Below are 14,122 nucleotides of genomic sequence, written 5' to 3'. Positions count from 1 at the left end.
GCGCCCCATCGAGCGAGGAGTCGGAAATGACGGCGACGCCAGCAGCACCGACCACGACCGACGACGTGGTCCTCGAGGCCGAGAACCTCACCAAGCACTTCCCCGTACGCCGGGGCCTGCGCGACCTGTTCACCCGTGAGCGCAAGGCCGTGCACGCGGTGGACGACATCCAGCTGACGCTTCGCCGCGGGCGGGTCACCGCCCTGGTCGGCGAGTCCGGCTCCGGCAAGTCCACCGTCGCCCGGTTGATGGCGCAGCTGTACAAGCGCACCGACGGCGACATCCGGCTGCACGGCGACTCGATCACCGTGCACGGCGGCCGCGCGTTCCGCGCCTACTGCCGCCGCGTGCAGATGATCTTCCAGGACCCGTTCGCCTCGCTGAACCCCGTGCACACCGTGCGGTACCACCTGACCCGCGCGCTGAAGATCCACGGCCGCGCGGGCAGCGGCAGCGCGGAGCTCGAGAAGAACCTGAACGACCTGCTGCTCCGGGTCCAGCTGACCCCGCCGGAGCGCTACCTGGACAAGTTCCCGCACGAGCTGTCCGGCGGCCAGCGCCAGCGGGTGTCGATCGCCCGCGCGCTCGGCGCCAACCCCGAGGTGCTGCTGGCCGACGAGCCGGTCTCGATGCTCGACGTGTCCATCCGGCTCGGCGTACTGAACCTGCTGCGGGACCTCAAGGAACGCCTCGACCTGGCCATCCTCTACATCACCCACGACATCGCGTCGGCCCGGTACTTCGCCGACGAGACCTTGGTGATGTACGCCGGCCGGATGGTCGAGGGCGGTGACTCCGAGACCGTCACGCAGCACCCGGCTCACCCGTACACGCGGCTGCTGATCGAGAGCGCGCCCGACCCCGACCGGCTCGACCGGGTCGGTGACGCCAAGGACGCGCCCGAGGACGAGGCCGGGGGCGAGCCGCCGAGCCTGATCGCGCCGCCGACCGGCTGCCGGTTCCACCCGCGCTGCGTGCACGCGATGCCGAAGTGCTCCACCGAGCTGCCGCCGCGGTTCGAGCTGCCGCTGGTCGACAGCGGCCAAGCCCACTGGGCGGCCTGCTGGCTCTACGAGGAAGGAGCGGCGAAGTGAAGTTCCTGCTGCAACGGATCGCCTTCTACCTGTTCACCGCCTGGGCGGCGATCACGATCAACTTCTTCATCCCGCGGATGATCCCCGGTGACCCGGTCACCTCGCTGATCAACAAGTTCCAGGGCCAGATGAGCACCGAGGCGATCAACTCGCTGTACGTGCTGTTCGGCCTGGACAAGAACGCGAGCCTGTGGAGCCAGTACGTCGACTACTGGGGCCAGGTGTTCAAGGGCGATCTCGGGCTGTCGTTCACGTTCTTCCCGACGCCGGTCTCGGAGATCCTCGGCCAGAGCCTGCCGTGGACGATCGCGCTGGTCGGCATCACGACGCTCGCGAGCTTCATCATCGGTACGGGCCTCGGCGTCCTGGCCGGATGGCGGCGCGGGTCCTGGATGGACGGTCTGCTCCCGGTGACGACGTTCCTGTCGTCGATCCCGTACTTCTGGCTCGGCCTGATCGCGATCACGCTGCTGGCCGGTGCGGGCAGCTTCTTCCCGTCGTCGGGCGGCTACGAGCCGGGCCTGGTTCCGAACTGGGACAGCGTGTTCATCGGCAGCGCCGTCCAGCACAGTCTGCTGCCGGCGCTCACGATCCTGATCTCTTCGGTCAGCGGCTGGATCCTCAGCATGCGCAACATGATGGTGACGGTCGCGTCGGAGGACTACATCACGGTCGCGCACGCCAAGGGCCTGTCCGAGCGCCGGGTGATGCTCAGCTACGCCGCCCGCAACGCACTGCTGCCGAACGTGTCCGGCTTCGCGCTGTCGCTCGGCTTCATCGTCGGCGGCACGCTGCTGGTGGAGATCGTCTTCTCCTACCCCGGCATCGGCTACAACCTGTTCCAGGCCGTCGGCGCGAAGGACTACCCGCTGATGCAGGGCGTCTTCCTGGTGATCACGATCTCGGTGCTGGTCGCCAACCTGATCGCCGACATCGCGTACCTGCTGCTCGACCCGCGTACCCGCAAGGAGGGCTGACCGATGTCCGCACCCACCAGCACCATCACCGCGGTCACTCCCGACGGCCCCGAGGTCGCGGCAGTGCCGGCCAAGCGCCAGCGGCTGCGGTTCGTCGCGAACCCGAAGGCCGCGACCGGCCTGGTCGTGCTCGCTTTCTTCTGCCTGATCGCGGTCATCGGGCCGTGGATCGCGCCGTACGACCCGTCCGCGCGCAGCGCCGACCTGATCCAGCCGCCGTCGGGCGATCACTGGTTCGGCACCACCCACCTGGGGCAGGACATCTTCTCCCAGATCCTCGTCGGCACCCGCGGCGTGATGTTCGTCGGCCTGCTGGCCGGCATCGTCGCGACCGCGCTGTCGGTCCTGATCGGCGTCAGCTCGGGCTTCCTCGGCGGCGCCGCCGACGAGGGTCTGTCCGCGCTGTCGAACGTCTTCCTGGTCATCCCGGCGCTGCCGTTGATCATCATCGTCGCCTCCACCATCCCGGGCGCGGGTGACCTGATGGTTGCCCTGGTCATCGGTCTGACGTCGTGGGCGTGGGGTGCTCGGGTCCTGCGAGCACAGACCCTGTCGTTGCGGCGGCGCGACTACGTCGAGGCCGCCCGGGCGACCGGCGAGAGCACCTGGCGGATCATCACCGTCGAGATCCTGCCGAACCTGACCGCGATCATCGCGTCCGGTTTCGTCGGGACGGTGATCTTCGCGGTGATGTCGGAGATCACGCTGGCCTTCATCGGCATCTCGACGATCTCGGAGTGGAACTGGGGCACGATCCTGTTCTGGGCGCAGAGCCAGCAGGCGCTCGCCCAGGGCGCGTGGTGGTGGTTCGTCCCGGCCGGCCTCGCGATCGCCGTACTGGGCACGGCGCTGTCGCTGATCAACTTCGGCATCGACGAGTTCGTCAGCCCGCGGCTGCGCAGCAGCGGGCACACCAAGGTGAAGACCAAGGACGGCCACACGGTCCGGATGAAGGTCGGGTTCACCCCGGTGCTGAACACCACCGATCGCAAGGCCCCGGTGACGCCGGTGGTCCGCGCCGACGAAGCGAAGGGCACGGTCTGATGGCCAAGGAACCAGTGCTGGAGATCAGGGACTTCAGCGTCGACTACGGGCTGGGCGACCAGGCCGTGCGCGCGGTCCGCGACGTCACGCTGACTCTGCACCGCGGTGAGGTGCTCGGGCTGGCCGGCGAGAGCGGATCCGGCAAGTCGACCCTGGCGTACGGCGTGACGCGGCTCCTTCCGCCGCCCGGCGTGATCAGCGGCGGCTCGGTGATCTACCACCCGCCGGGCGACCAGCCGTACGACGTGATGTCGCTGTCGCCGGCCGAGCTGCGCAAGTTCCGCTGGGCCGAGACGTCGATCGTGTTCCAGGGCGCGATGAACTCGCTCAACCCGGTGCACAAGGTCTCCACCCAGATGCTCGACGTGATCCGTGCGCACGAGCCGCAGCTCAGCTCCCAGGCACGGCTGGCCCGTGCCAAGGACATGCTGAAGCTGGTCGGCATCTCCGCCGACCGGATGGACGCCTACCCGCACCAGCTGTCCGGCGGCATGCGGCAGCGGGTGATGATCGGGATGGCGCTCGTGCTCGAGCCGCAGATCGTGATCATGGACGAGCCGACCACCGCGCTCGACGTGGTGATGCAGCGCCAGATCCTGGCCCAGCTGGTCGAGCTGCGCGAGCGGCTCGGGTTCTCGGTCCTGTTCATCACCCACGACCTGTCGCTGCTGGTCGAGTTCTCCGACCGGATCGCGATCATGTACGGCGGCCGGATCGTCGAGGAGGCGCGCTCGGCCGACCTCTACAAGGACTCCCTGCACCCGTACAGCGAGGGACTGCTGAAGTCCTTCCCGGCGCTGCGCGGTCCACGCCGGGAGCTGAGCGGGATCCCGGGCTCGCCGCCCGACCTGCGCGGCATGCCCTCCGGCTGCGCGTTCCACCCGCGCTGCCCGCACGCGTTCGACCGCTGCTCGACGGAGATCCCCGTCCTCGGCGTCCCGGAGGCCAGGAACGACCCGAGCCGCCAGGTGGCCTGCTGGCTGCCCGGCCGCGTCCCTGTCGCCTAACTTCTTCCCGAAGGGAGTCAGTACGGCGCTCCGCGCCCGCCCACCGGCTGGGCGCGGAGCGCCGCACGTCCACCATGAACACATCTGCTGCCCCCACCACCTCCGAGGCGGACCTCGCGGCGCGTCTGCCGAGCGGTTTCCGCTGGGGTGTGGCCACCTCGGCGTACCAGATCGAGGGCGCCGTCGACGTCGACGGCCGGACCCCGTCGATCTGGGACACGTTCTGCCGGGTTCCCGGCGCCGTGCACGACGGCGACAACGGTGACGTCGCCTGCGAGCACTACACGCGGATGCCCGCCGACGTTGCCCTGATCAAGGATCTCGGGATGGACACCTACCGGTTCTCGGTGTCCTGGACGCGGGTCCAGCCGCACGGTCGCGGCGGGGTCAACCCGGCCGGGATCGCGTTCTACGACCGGCTGGTCGACGAACTGCTTGCCCAGGGCATCGACCCGTGGGTGACGCTGTACCACTGGGACCTGCCGCAGGAGCTCGAGGACGCGGGCGGCTGGCCTGCGCGTGACACGGCGTACCGGTTCGCCGACTACTCGATGCTGGTGTTCGATGCATTGAGCGACCGGGTCGACACCTGGACGACGCTGAACGAGCCGTGGTGCTCGGCGATGCTCGGGTACGCGTACGGCGCGCATGCACCCGGCAAGCGAGACCTCCCGGCCGCCGTTTCCGCCGTACACCATCTGCTGCTCGGCCACGGGCTCGCGACCGAGCGGATGCGCGAGGCCGCGCCGCGCAAGCTCGACATCGGGATCACGCTGAACGCCGCCACGGCGTACCCGGCCTCGGACCTGGAGCCTGACCTCGAAGCTGCCCGCCGGGCCGACGGGATGGGTGCGCGGCTCTACCTGGATCCGTTGGTGCACGGGCGTTACCCGGCCGACGTGATCGCCGACCTCGATGCCCAGGGCATTTCGCTGCCGGTCCAGGACGGTGACCTGGCCACCATCTCCGCACCGATCGATGTCCTCGGCATCAACTACTACTTCAGCCAGAAGTTCACCGGCTTCGCCGAGGACGGCAGCACGGTCGACGCCGCCGGCCTGCCGGTCAGCCGGTCCGTCCCGCTGAACCGTCCGCGCACCGCGATGGACTGGGAGATCGTCCCCGAGGGCTTCACCGACCTGCTGGTCCGGATCAGCAAGAACTACCCCGGCCTGCCGATGGTGATCACCGAGAACGGCTCCGCCTTCGACGACGTGCCCGATGCCTCAGGCTTCGTCGCCGACGAGGGCCGTACGACGTACTTCACCACCCACCTCGCAGCTGTTGCCGACGCGATCGAACAAGGCGCCGACATCCGTGGCTACCTGGCCTGGTCCCTCCTCGACAACTTCGAATGGGCCTACGGCTACGAAAAGCGCTTCGGCATCGTGCGGGTCGACTACGACACCCAGGAGCGCATCCCCAAGCAGTCGGCGCTGTATTTGAAGGACCTGGCCCAGCAGCACCGCGCGCGCTGAACCGGCCTGGAGCCGCGTCCCCTGACGGAGGACGCGGCCTCCGGCCGTCCTACGATCTTCAGGTGCCAACCCCACCCGAGAACGCCCTACGGCACATCACCGCACTCTCCTCGGGCCCGCCGCTCGACCCCGCCCTGCGGGTGACGCTGAACTTCCACCCCGACCGCCCAGGTCTCCTTGACGCACTCGCCGACGGCGGCACCTACCTGTCCCAGTTCGCGACCGGCACCAGCAACGGCGGCCTCACCGCCCATCCCGGCGGAGACCGCCGGCGCTGGGAGAGCAGGATCTTCAACCGCGCGTACGACGAGGCGCCGGCTCACAGCCGTCCCGTCTACGGCGCGCTCAACTTCCGCCGTCGACCGGTCGGCGCGGCCCCACGCTTCGGCTCGGGGCACTTCCGGCTGACCGCGGACGTCCTCCCTCGCACCACCTTCTGCTACCCCGACAGCGCCTTCGATCCCACCAGCTTCGGCGTCGCCGCCAAGATGTCCCTGATCGCCCTCGCCGAGGCCGATCACCAGGACCCGCTCGACGACTACATCGAGGCCCAGGTCCACGGCCCGGTCCGCCTCGCCCGCGACGTCGAAGCGCTGGTCCTCGACCCGAGCTTCCGCGGCACTCCCGTCGAACACGCCGCCGGACGACTCCCCTGCCCCCTCGAGTGGCACGGCGGCTTCAAGCTGTCCGTCGAAGAACTCCGACGCCATCCACACTTCCGGGGCCCGCAGTACGTCGTACTGGCCACTCACCTGGCCGAGGACGGTTGGCTGACTCCTCACGTCCTCGACCGGGCGTTCGGCCAGTACGACCCTCAGCACCTCAAACGCGTCTGGCACTACCTCGCCCGCTTCGGAACCGACTCGGTGGTCTAGGGCTTGCCACGGTGGAGCAGCGCCTTTGTCGTGTCCCGACGTGGTCCCGGCATCCGTGCTCACCACTGATTCGCTACGGCTTCTATCGTCTCCTCATGGACCTGAAGGCCGAACTCCATGACTCCCTCCGCACCGCCCGCGCCACCAACCTCCAGAAGGCCGCGGGCTTGTCCGAGTACGACCTCCGCCGCCCGCTCACGCCTTCGGGCACCAACGTCCTCGGTGTTCTGAAGCACCTCGGCGGCATGGAGTACGGCTACCTGGGCGGGGCCTTCGGGCGCGACCTGGATCGCGAGATCCCCGGCGACGAGGATCTCTGGGGTGGCGCCGACATGTGGGCCCGCCCCGACGAGTCGTCGGCGTACATCCTCGACTGGTACCACCAGTCCTGCGCCAACGCCGACGAAACCATCGAGCTCCACGACCTCGACTCCCCTGGCCGGGTCGAACACTTCACCGCCGGCCACCAAGCGACCACCCTCTCGTCGATGATCCTCCGGGTCCTCAACGAAGAACTCCGCCACGGCGGCCACCTCGACATCCTCCGAGAACTCGTCGACGGCACCACGAGCCCGAGCAACATCGCGGTCGACCAGACCGCCTACCTCGCGAAGGTCCACACCGCAGCAGCACCGTTCGCGCCGCCTGAGCCTGCCGAGTAGCCGTTGACTGCGGCTCAGGACCGGCTCTTCTGGCGGGCGAAGCGGCGGATCTTGGCGAACATGTCCTCCAGCAGGAAGCGGACGTCGATCTGTTCGCAGACGTGGATCGGGTTGCCGGTGCCGGGCAGGTACCAGCCGTCGACGCCGAAGCGCGGCGCCGGCTGAACCCGCAAGGCCCCGCTCTGGGGGTAGAGCATCAGCGCGATCGCGGGCGAGTCGCCGAGGGAGCGGGACTCGATCGGCTCGCCGTGGTGGATCGCGTTCCACTCGTGCAACTGCTTGATCAGGTACTTGCCGAGCGGCCCGGCGTCCCCGATCTTCTCGTCGAGCTCGGCGTAGCTGACCGAGACCTTGGTGTAGACGTCACTCGTTACCTGCCAAACCGTCATCCCCGATCCGAACACGACGTTCGCGGCGTGGATGTCATTGGACAGGTTGAATTCCATGCCCGGGTACGACGTGTACCCCTGGTAGCCCCGGCCGCCGATCCAGATCACCACGACGTCACGGTTCACGATGCCGGGGTCGAGCAGGATCGCCGAGGCCATGTCGGTCAGCGGGCCGAGGAACGCCACGAACAGCGGGTCGCCCTTCGAGGCCAGCTTCGACTCCTCGATGATCAGCCGTGCGCCGGGTGAGTCCAGCGGGGTCTGCTCGTCGGGAATGCCGGTCGGCCCGCCGTTCGCGACCGGCACCTTGCCGGTCAGGTCCAGCAGTCCCAGCAGCAGGTCGATCTCCTCCCGGGACTCCTCCATGCTGCGGTCCGACCGCCGGGTACCGAAGTGGGCGGCGATCAGCCCCCGCACGTCGAAGGTCGGCGACAGCAGCCCATGCACGATCGCGAACTGGTCGTCGGCCTCGTTCTTGGCATCGGTGTCGATGATCACCCGGCGTCTGCTCGGCTTCACGCTGCCACCCTCTTCAGTAGGAACTCACTGGCACGACGGCGTTAGCGTCCCCGGTCCCCACCCATCTCATGCAGCCCCACCGACTAGCGGGGCAGCTCGATCGCCAAGTGCCCGTCAGCGGCAACTCGCACGATCCACTCCGTGATCGGCGGCGCACCCGCCCGCTGCCAGTCCGCGAAGACTTCCTCAACCTCGGACCAGAGGTCCCGCCCAAGCATCCGTACGCCGTCCGGCCCGGCCTGAGCCCAGGCGCCGTCGTCCGCGGTGAGCGTGACCTCGCGGTCGTGGCGCCAGAACCACACTCCCGGTCGGCAACGCCAGAAGTACAGCCCGAAAGCCTCGTCGTCGAAGACCTCCGGCGCGAGCGCACTCCCCCGCGTCATCATCGACTCGGCCCGCCGCTGATGCTCCTCCAGCGTCAATTCCGGCTGACGTTGCCCGTCGTCGGCGTACTCCGGCACCTTCCGCGCGCTCATGAAGTACCCGCGCGGCGTCATCAGCCGACCGCTCGCACAGTTGCCATCGGCCTCGATCACGAGCTTGACCCACGCACCGATCTGGGTGTTGGACGGTGGCCGCAGGTCGGTGAGGATCACCGCACCCGGCCTCGCCCACGCGATCCATTCGGCCGGTACGTCGTCCACGGCATGCGTCGACAGGATCCGGTCGTAGCTGCCCGGCACAGGCTTGGTCGACGGCTGAAATCCCAGCGCCGCCAACCGTTCGACCGCCGAGCGCAGCAGGTCCGGATCGATCTCCACCGTGGTCACCGCGGCGTCGCCGAGCAGCCGGCACAGGATCGCGGCGTTGTACCCCGTACCGGTCCCGCTCTCAAGCACCCGCATCCCCGGCGCGAGCTCCAGCTCCTCGATCATGTCCGCCATCACCGACGGCATCGAGGACGACGAACTCCAGACGTAGCTCTCCGGCTGACCCCTGACCGGTTTCGTTTGTGTCATCAACGCCTGGTCGGAGTAGACGGTGTCCAGGTACTCCGGACTCGTCCCGTCCACCACGCCGTCGACTGCGGCGAAGCCGGAAGCATCAACCTCCAGCCGCAGAAACTCCGGTACGAACAGATGCCGCGGCACCTCTGCGAACGCCGCAGCCAACCGCTCGTCCGACAACCTGCCCTTCCGCCGAAGCGAGCCCACCAGCTCCGCGGCTCGCCGGCGCCACTCCCGATCGATCTCAGCCCCACTCACGCCGTCTCCAGAAGGTCCGCCATCGCCGCCGTCATCGGCAGCCCGGTCTCCAGCTCGAGCCAGTGCCACTGCCCACCGGCGTTGCATTCGTACCAGACCCACGTCCCGTCGTACGCCAGCCCGAAGTCGAACGCCCCGAAGAGCAACCCGAACCGCTCGAGGTAGCGGCGGCATGCCCGCTCCACCGCGCGCGGCGTGTCGATCACTGTGTACGACACCTGGTCGTAGTCCCGCCGCCAGTCAACGTGCGGCGAATCGATCCGAACGCTGAACACCTCGTCGCCGATCACGGTGACGCGGACGTCGGCGCGCTTGTCGACCTTCGCCTGAAACAGGTGCAGGGTCAGCCGGATCGACTCGTCGAGCTCAGCCGGATCGACCTCGTCCACCCAGATCATCAGCGCGTCACCGTCCGGACCGGTCAGGTCGGCGTTCTGCAACGGCTTGTAGACCAGCCTGCCGTACGTCGACGCGAACTCGCGGACGTCGTCGTACCGGTTCGTGATGATGGTCGGCGGAACGACGAAGCCGAGTTCGCGCGCGACGGCCAGTTGGGTCGGCTTGAACTCTGCTTCGAGGCTTCGCCAGAGATGGTTGACCCACCGGCCACGCACACCGGACAGGATCCCTGCCATTCCGTGCTTCGCCTGCTCCTTGGCGAACCGGCCGTCCTGGCCGGACAGCACCGCAGGTGCGACGTACGACGATGGGCGGCGGTTGGGTCGCCGGCGCAGGTCAGCACCAGGACAGGCTGCTCCATCCCCATCAGTCCGGTACGTACTCGACGATCTTGGTGTCGTCCGGCTTCCCCGGTCTGGCGCCGTCTCCCCCTCCGGTCGGCAGACTCTTGAACTGTGCGCGTGAGGTCCCGTGCTTCGGCGGCCCGGCCTGCACTTGTCGCCCATCCAGGTCCCGGTAGATCCCCAACTGCGTCTCGGGATCGATCGAGTCGGCACTGAGCAGCAAGGTGTCGTCGGGCAACGAGGCGCACCGCGCTGCTCGTCGTACACCCCACGGCCGGGTGGTCGGCATGGTTGTCATGGTCGATCCCTTCGGCGGCGTCATCACTGGGGGTAGTGGTCGCCACGCAGTGTTAGAGGTGGCTCTATTGCGCCATCTCTCGACACGGATGTCAATAGGACCCCCTCTACTGCCTCAAACACGCCGACAGGGCTACCCTTATTCGACGAAGCTGAGGAGGATGATGACCGGCGGCTACAGAGAACTCGCAGCCACGCTGCGGGACGCCATCGTGCGCGGCGAGTACCCGGCGGGTTCGACCCTGCCGAAACAGGACGAGCTGGCGAAGCTCCACGGAGTCAACGTCAAGACGGTTCGCAACGCGGTGTCGTTGCTGGCAGCCGAAGGCCTCGTCACCCCGGTCCGGCGTCGCGGAACCGTTGTCCGGGACCGCCCGCCGATGCGGCGGCTCAGCACTGACCGATACGCGAAGAGCAAGTGGAAGTACGGCGACGTCGTCGCGTTCATCGCCGACCGCGAGGCCTCCGGGCAGGAGTGGAAGCGGACCGACCAGACGCAGACCGTCGCCACGGCCGAGGCGGACGCCGAAGTCGCGGAGGCCTTCGGCCTCGGGATCGGCGCCCCGGTGCACGAGCGGGCGCGCCTCGTCCGGGACTCCGCCGGCAAGCCCACCCACACTCTGACCAGCTACTACCTGCCGGGCGATGTCGAGGGCACGCCCTTGGTCGACCCGACACCAGGACCGGCCGGACGCGGAGGCGGCTTCGCGGTCCTGACCCGGCAGGGCCTCGAACCCGACGCGATCACCGAGACCTTCCACTCCCGCATGCCGACTCCCGAGGAGATCGCCGTACTGGAGCTTCCGGCCGGCGAGCCGGTGATGGTTCTCCACCGGACGACGGTGACCCGGGACGGCCGGGTCGTGGAGTTCGCGCGCGGCGTCCACGCGGCCAGCCGATTCGCCTGGAGCTACACCTTCCGGATCCCCGAGTGAGCGCGCCCCGGATCCCTTCAGAACTCCGCGCGGCAACGCAGATCCTCTGGGATTACCACGATCTGAAGCACGAGCTCGAGCCGGCGGACGTCGCCATCGGACTCGGCAGCCACGACCTGGGCGTCGCGACCTTCACGGCAGAGTTGTACCAGCGGGGCGTCGTACCGCGGATTCTCTTCACCGGCGCGAATGCCCCGACCACGATCGAGCGATTCCCTCGCGGAGAGGCCGTGCATTACACCGAGCACGCGGTGGCACTCGGCGTACCGCCGGCGGACATCGTCGTCGAGCCAGCCGCCACCAACACGGGCGAGAACATCACTCTCGCCCGTGCGGCCCTGGCCGACCAGCAACTCTCGGTCGAAACCGTCATCCTCGTCTCCCGTCCGTACCAGCAGCGCCGAGCCTTCGCGACCTGCCGAAAGCTCTGGCCGGACGTCCGGCCGATCTGCGCGTCGTTGCCGCTGCCGCTCGACCAGTACGTCGATGCGATCGGCGACCCGGACCGGGTCCTGAACATGCTGGTCGGCGACACCCAACGCATCGAACTGTTCGCTGCCAAGGGTTTCGCGATTCCTCAGGACCTGCCGGACGAAGTACGCGGCGCCTACCGGCTGTTGGTCGATGCCGGCTACACCCGGCGCCTGATTGCCGAGTGACCGGGTGAGCGGTGCCAGATCAGGCCGGCGGCGAGCGCGATCGACGTGGTGAGGGCGAACTCGACCCACAGGCCGGTGGTGCTCAGCTGCGGGACGAGTTCCTCGGTCAGGTTCCAGGCCGCGTGGACGAGAACCGCTGCCCACACTCCACCGCGCAACCGTTCGGAGACGAACAGGATGGTGTAGGTCAGCGGGAACAGGCCGAGGAAGAACAGCAGGCCTTCTAGGCTGATCAGGCCCTTGTCGTGCTGGCCGGTGCCGTCGAGGAAGAAGAGCGGGACGTGCCACAGGCCCCAGGCGATGCCGAGGACGACGGTGACGGCGATGCGTCCGTAGTACCGGCGAAGTCGGGGCTGCACGTAGCCGCGCCAGCCGAACTCCTCGGACAGCGGGCCGGCGAGCAGTGTGTAGGCGAAGGCGCCGAGCGGGCCGCCGGCGCCGGCGATCACCGACGAGGCGTGCGCGGGGATGCCGTCGACGCCCGTCAGCAGTGCCGCGAGCAACGGCGGAGCCGCGCCAAGGACCACGGCCACGATGGGCCAGTGCCAGGACCAGGTCACTTGCCGAGGCATGCGGTCGGTACGCCGGTAGCGCAGCCACATCACCAACGCGGCCAAGGAGGGGCCACTCGCCGCCAACGCGAAGACCAGCGAACCGGCTCCTTCGTCGACGTTCGCACCGACCGCGCCGAGCACGATCCACGGCGTCCAGCTCAGCAACAGGCACACCCCGAAGAACCAGCCCAGCCGCCGGTGCACCACCGGCTTGTCGCCGCCCACGCGTACGGGCTCGGCCACTGCGGTCCCGTCTTTCGTCGAATCCATGCTTGAATCCTGGCGGTGATCCACACGTTCGATGAGGGGTCCAGGGTGCCGATCCGTGGTGGTGCTAGGCCCACCACGTGCCGGGTGCCATACCACTGAACGAGCCCCCGGTACGACGTCCCGGTACGACCAGCGTCGCCCCGATCCGGTCGACCTCGTCACCCGGTACGGTGCCGCTCGTGCCGATGCGAACGCTGATGACGGGAACCGCGCCGGTCTCGTACGCGCAGATCTACGTCGAGAGCTCGAACGATTCGATGCCGGAGCTGAGCCAGTGCTTCGCCGGCCAGCAGAACGGGCTGTGCGGCGCCGTCGCTCCCGGCACGCTGTTCCTGATCACCGGTCTCCACACCGGCGACGTCGGCTTCACCGTCGAGCTTCACGACGAGGAACCGCCTGTCGACGACACCTGGGAGGAGATCGTCGAGGCGTCGTACCGGCCCCGCGGTGAAGTCGCACTCAACAGCTGGGGCGGCGAGGCGAGTTGGCCACTGGAGTTGGACCTCGTGAACTACCGCCTCCGCTACTCCGGCTCAGGCCTGGAGGCCGGCCGCCAGGCCGCCCCACAACTGAACGGCGAACCACCGGTCGACCACTACCTCCTACAGTTCTGGCCCGCGCCGCCGGCACCGGATCGGGTGGTCAAGCAGACCAGCACCGCAGCGGCGTACTGGCACGGCTTCGCGCAGGAAACACCACCGCCTCCGACGCCTGAGCAACGCGCTGAGCTGCAGCAAGAACGCGAACGCCAGAAGGAGATCGAGCGGCAAGCGGAAGAGCTGGCCGCCTGGGGAGGCACGCTCCCGAGCGAACGCCTGCAGGAGATCTGGAAGGCGTTCCACCTGGCCAGCGACTACCGCGAGCTGTTGGACGCCGCCGACGCAGCACCACCGGACACCCAGTGGGAGATCGCCCGCTGGATCACCCGCAGCATGTGCGTCGAGGCTGACCTCGCCCAACTCGACTGGATCACGGCCACCCTCGACCGCCTCGACAACGGCCACGAGAACAAGTGGGAGATCCTCCAGATCCCCGCGGAAGCCTTCGACCCACCCCTCACCGACGGCGTCCGCGTCACCTCCGGCGGCTGGAATCCCAACGCGGACCAAGCAGCCCAGGCAACGGCGCTCTTCTCCGCTTTCCTGTACGACGACCCGCTGCGGGCGGTGGTCGACACCCTGTGGGTCGCCCGAGACGTCTACGGACCAGCCCGAGCCCAGGCCTTCCTGGACGACCTGTGGAGCGACTTCCCGACGCTTCGGGGCAGAGGTTAGGTCCAGGTCTGTGACGGCATTCGGGCGTCAGCAGGTTCGGCCTGTTCCGAGGTTCCATGCGGCGCGGGCCGCGTGGGGAAATTCTGACCGCCGACGGGATAGTTGTGTGGGGATGAAACCGCTCCCCCGGGATTCTCCGA

At 68.5% G+C, this 14,122-nt stretch carries 15 protein-coding genes; 10 read left to right on the top strand and 5 right to left on the bottom strand.

Annotated elements, in window-relative coordinates:
• The first annotated feature begins 26 nt into the window (after positions 1–26).
• The 7 genes from ACLQ2O_RS16095 to ACLQ2O_RS16065 all read left to right on the top strand — a co-directional run bounded on the left by ACLQ2O_RS16095 (position 27) and on the right by ACLQ2O_RS16065 (position 7,137).
• Positions 27–1,094, top strand: coding sequence for an ABC transporter ATP-binding protein (locus ACLQ2O_RS16095; protein ID WP_425831942.1), 1,068 nt, complete (start codon positions 27–29; stop codon positions 1,092–1,094).
• Positions 1,091–2,071, top strand: a complete 981-nt coding sequence (locus ACLQ2O_RS16090) for an ABC transporter permease (RefSeq protein ID WP_425831940.1) — start codon at positions 1,091–1,093, stop codon at positions 2,069–2,071. The genes ACLQ2O_RS16095 and ACLQ2O_RS16090 overlap by 4 nt, the downstream gene beginning before the upstream one ends.
• Before the next feature lie 3 nt (positions 2,072–2,074).
• Positions 2,075–3,115 carry an ABC transporter permease gene (locus ACLQ2O_RS16085; RefSeq protein WP_425831938.1) on the top strand — a complete coding sequence of 347 codons (1,041 nt, stop codon included), beginning with the start codon at positions 2,075–2,077 and terminating at the stop codon, positions 3,113–3,115.
• Positions 3,115–4,122 carry an ABC transporter ATP-binding protein gene (locus tag ACLQ2O_RS16080; protein WP_425831936.1) on the top strand — a complete coding sequence of 336 codons (1,008 nt, stop codon included), beginning with the start codon at positions 3,115–3,117 and terminating at the stop codon, positions 4,120–4,122. The genes ACLQ2O_RS16085 and ACLQ2O_RS16080 overlap by 1 nt, the downstream gene beginning before the upstream one ends.
• A 74-nt stretch (positions 4,123–4,196) precedes the next feature.
• Positions 4,197–5,600: a GH1 family beta-glucosidase gene (locus tag ACLQ2O_RS16075; protein WP_425831934.1), complete on the top strand. Its 1,404-nt coding sequence runs from the start codon at positions 4,197–4,199 to the stop codon at positions 5,598–5,600.
• Between the two features lie 62 nt (positions 5,601–5,662).
• A complete protein-coding gene (locus tag ACLQ2O_RS16070) occupies positions 5,663–6,475 on the top strand; it encodes a DUF3626 domain-containing protein (protein WP_425831932.1) in 813 nt (270 codons plus the stop codon).
• A gap of 95 nt (positions 6,476–6,570) precedes the next feature.
• The gene (locus ACLQ2O_RS16065) at positions 6,571–7,137 is read left to right on the top strand and encodes a DinB family protein (protein ID WP_425831930.1); all 567 of its coding nucleotides are present in this window, start codon (positions 6,571–6,573) and stop codon (positions 7,135–7,137) included.
• Positions 7,138–7,151: 14 nt separating this feature from the next.
• Here the strand turns inward: ACLQ2O_RS16065 and ACLQ2O_RS16060 are convergent, their stop codons facing one another.
• From ACLQ2O_RS16060 to ACLQ2O_RS16045, 4 genes are all read right to left on the bottom strand, one after another.
• Positions 7,152–8,045, bottom strand: a complete 894-nt coding sequence (locus tag ACLQ2O_RS16060; protein WP_425831929.1) for a nucleoside hydrolase — start codon at positions 8,043–8,045, stop codon at positions 7,152–7,154.
• A gap of 83 nt (positions 8,046–8,128) precedes the next feature.
• Positions 8,129–9,250 carry a hypothetical protein gene (locus tag ACLQ2O_RS16055; RefSeq protein ID WP_425831928.1) on the bottom strand — a complete coding sequence of 374 codons (1,122 nt, stop codon included), beginning with the start codon at positions 9,248–9,250 and terminating at the stop codon, positions 8,129–8,131.
• On the bottom strand, positions 9,247–9,936 hold the full coding sequence (locus ACLQ2O_RS16050) for an ATP-grasp ribosomal peptide maturase (protein ID WP_425831927.1): 690 nt from the start codon (positions 9,934–9,936) through the stop codon (positions 9,247–9,249). Before ACLQ2O_RS16050 ends, ACLQ2O_RS16055 begins: the two co-directional genes overlap by 4 nt.
• Before the next feature lie 79 nt (positions 9,937–10,015).
• Positions 10,016–10,291 (bottom strand): putative ATP-grasp-modified RiPP, encoded by a 276-nt coding sequence (locus ACLQ2O_RS16045; protein ID WP_425831925.1) that lies wholly within the window; start codon positions 10,289–10,291, stop codon positions 10,016–10,018.
• Between the two features lie 163 nt (positions 10,292–10,454).
• On the opposite strand from ACLQ2O_RS16045, the gene ACLQ2O_RS16040 reads away from it, so the two are divergent.
• The gene (locus tag ACLQ2O_RS16040; RefSeq protein WP_425831923.1) at positions 10,455–11,225 is read left to right on the top strand and encodes a GntR family transcriptional regulator; all 771 of its coding nucleotides are present in this window, start codon (positions 10,455–10,457) and stop codon (positions 11,223–11,225) included.
• Positions 11,222–11,884, top strand: coding sequence for a YdcF family protein (locus tag ACLQ2O_RS16035; RefSeq protein ID WP_425831921.1), 663 nt, complete (start codon positions 11,222–11,224; stop codon positions 11,882–11,884). Before ACLQ2O_RS16040 ends, ACLQ2O_RS16035 begins: the two co-directional genes overlap by 4 nt.
• On the opposite strand, the gene ACLQ2O_RS16030 is transcribed toward ACLQ2O_RS16035, so the two are convergent.
• On the bottom strand, positions 11,857–12,708 hold the full coding sequence (locus ACLQ2O_RS16030) for a CPBP family intramembrane glutamic endopeptidase (RefSeq protein ID WP_425831919.1): 852 nt from the start codon (positions 12,706–12,708) through the stop codon (positions 11,857–11,859). The two genes, ACLQ2O_RS16035 and ACLQ2O_RS16030, sit on opposite strands and share 28 nt — an antisense overlap.
• Before the next feature lie 179 nt (positions 12,709–12,887).
• On the opposite strand from ACLQ2O_RS16030, the gene ACLQ2O_RS16025 reads away from it, so the two are divergent.
• On the top strand, positions 12,888–13,982 hold the full coding sequence (locus tag ACLQ2O_RS16025; RefSeq protein WP_425831917.1) for a hypothetical protein: 1,095 nt from the start codon (positions 12,888–12,890) through the stop codon (positions 13,980–13,982).
• Positions 13,983–14,122: the final 140 nt, after the last annotated feature.

Origin of the sequence: Kribbella sp. DT2, from assembly GCF_049844575.1 — a bacterium.
GTDB lineage: Bacteria > Actinomycetota > Actinomycetes > Propionibacteriales > Kribbellaceae > Kribbella.
This window is presented reverse-complemented; position numbering and strand designations above follow the sequence as displayed.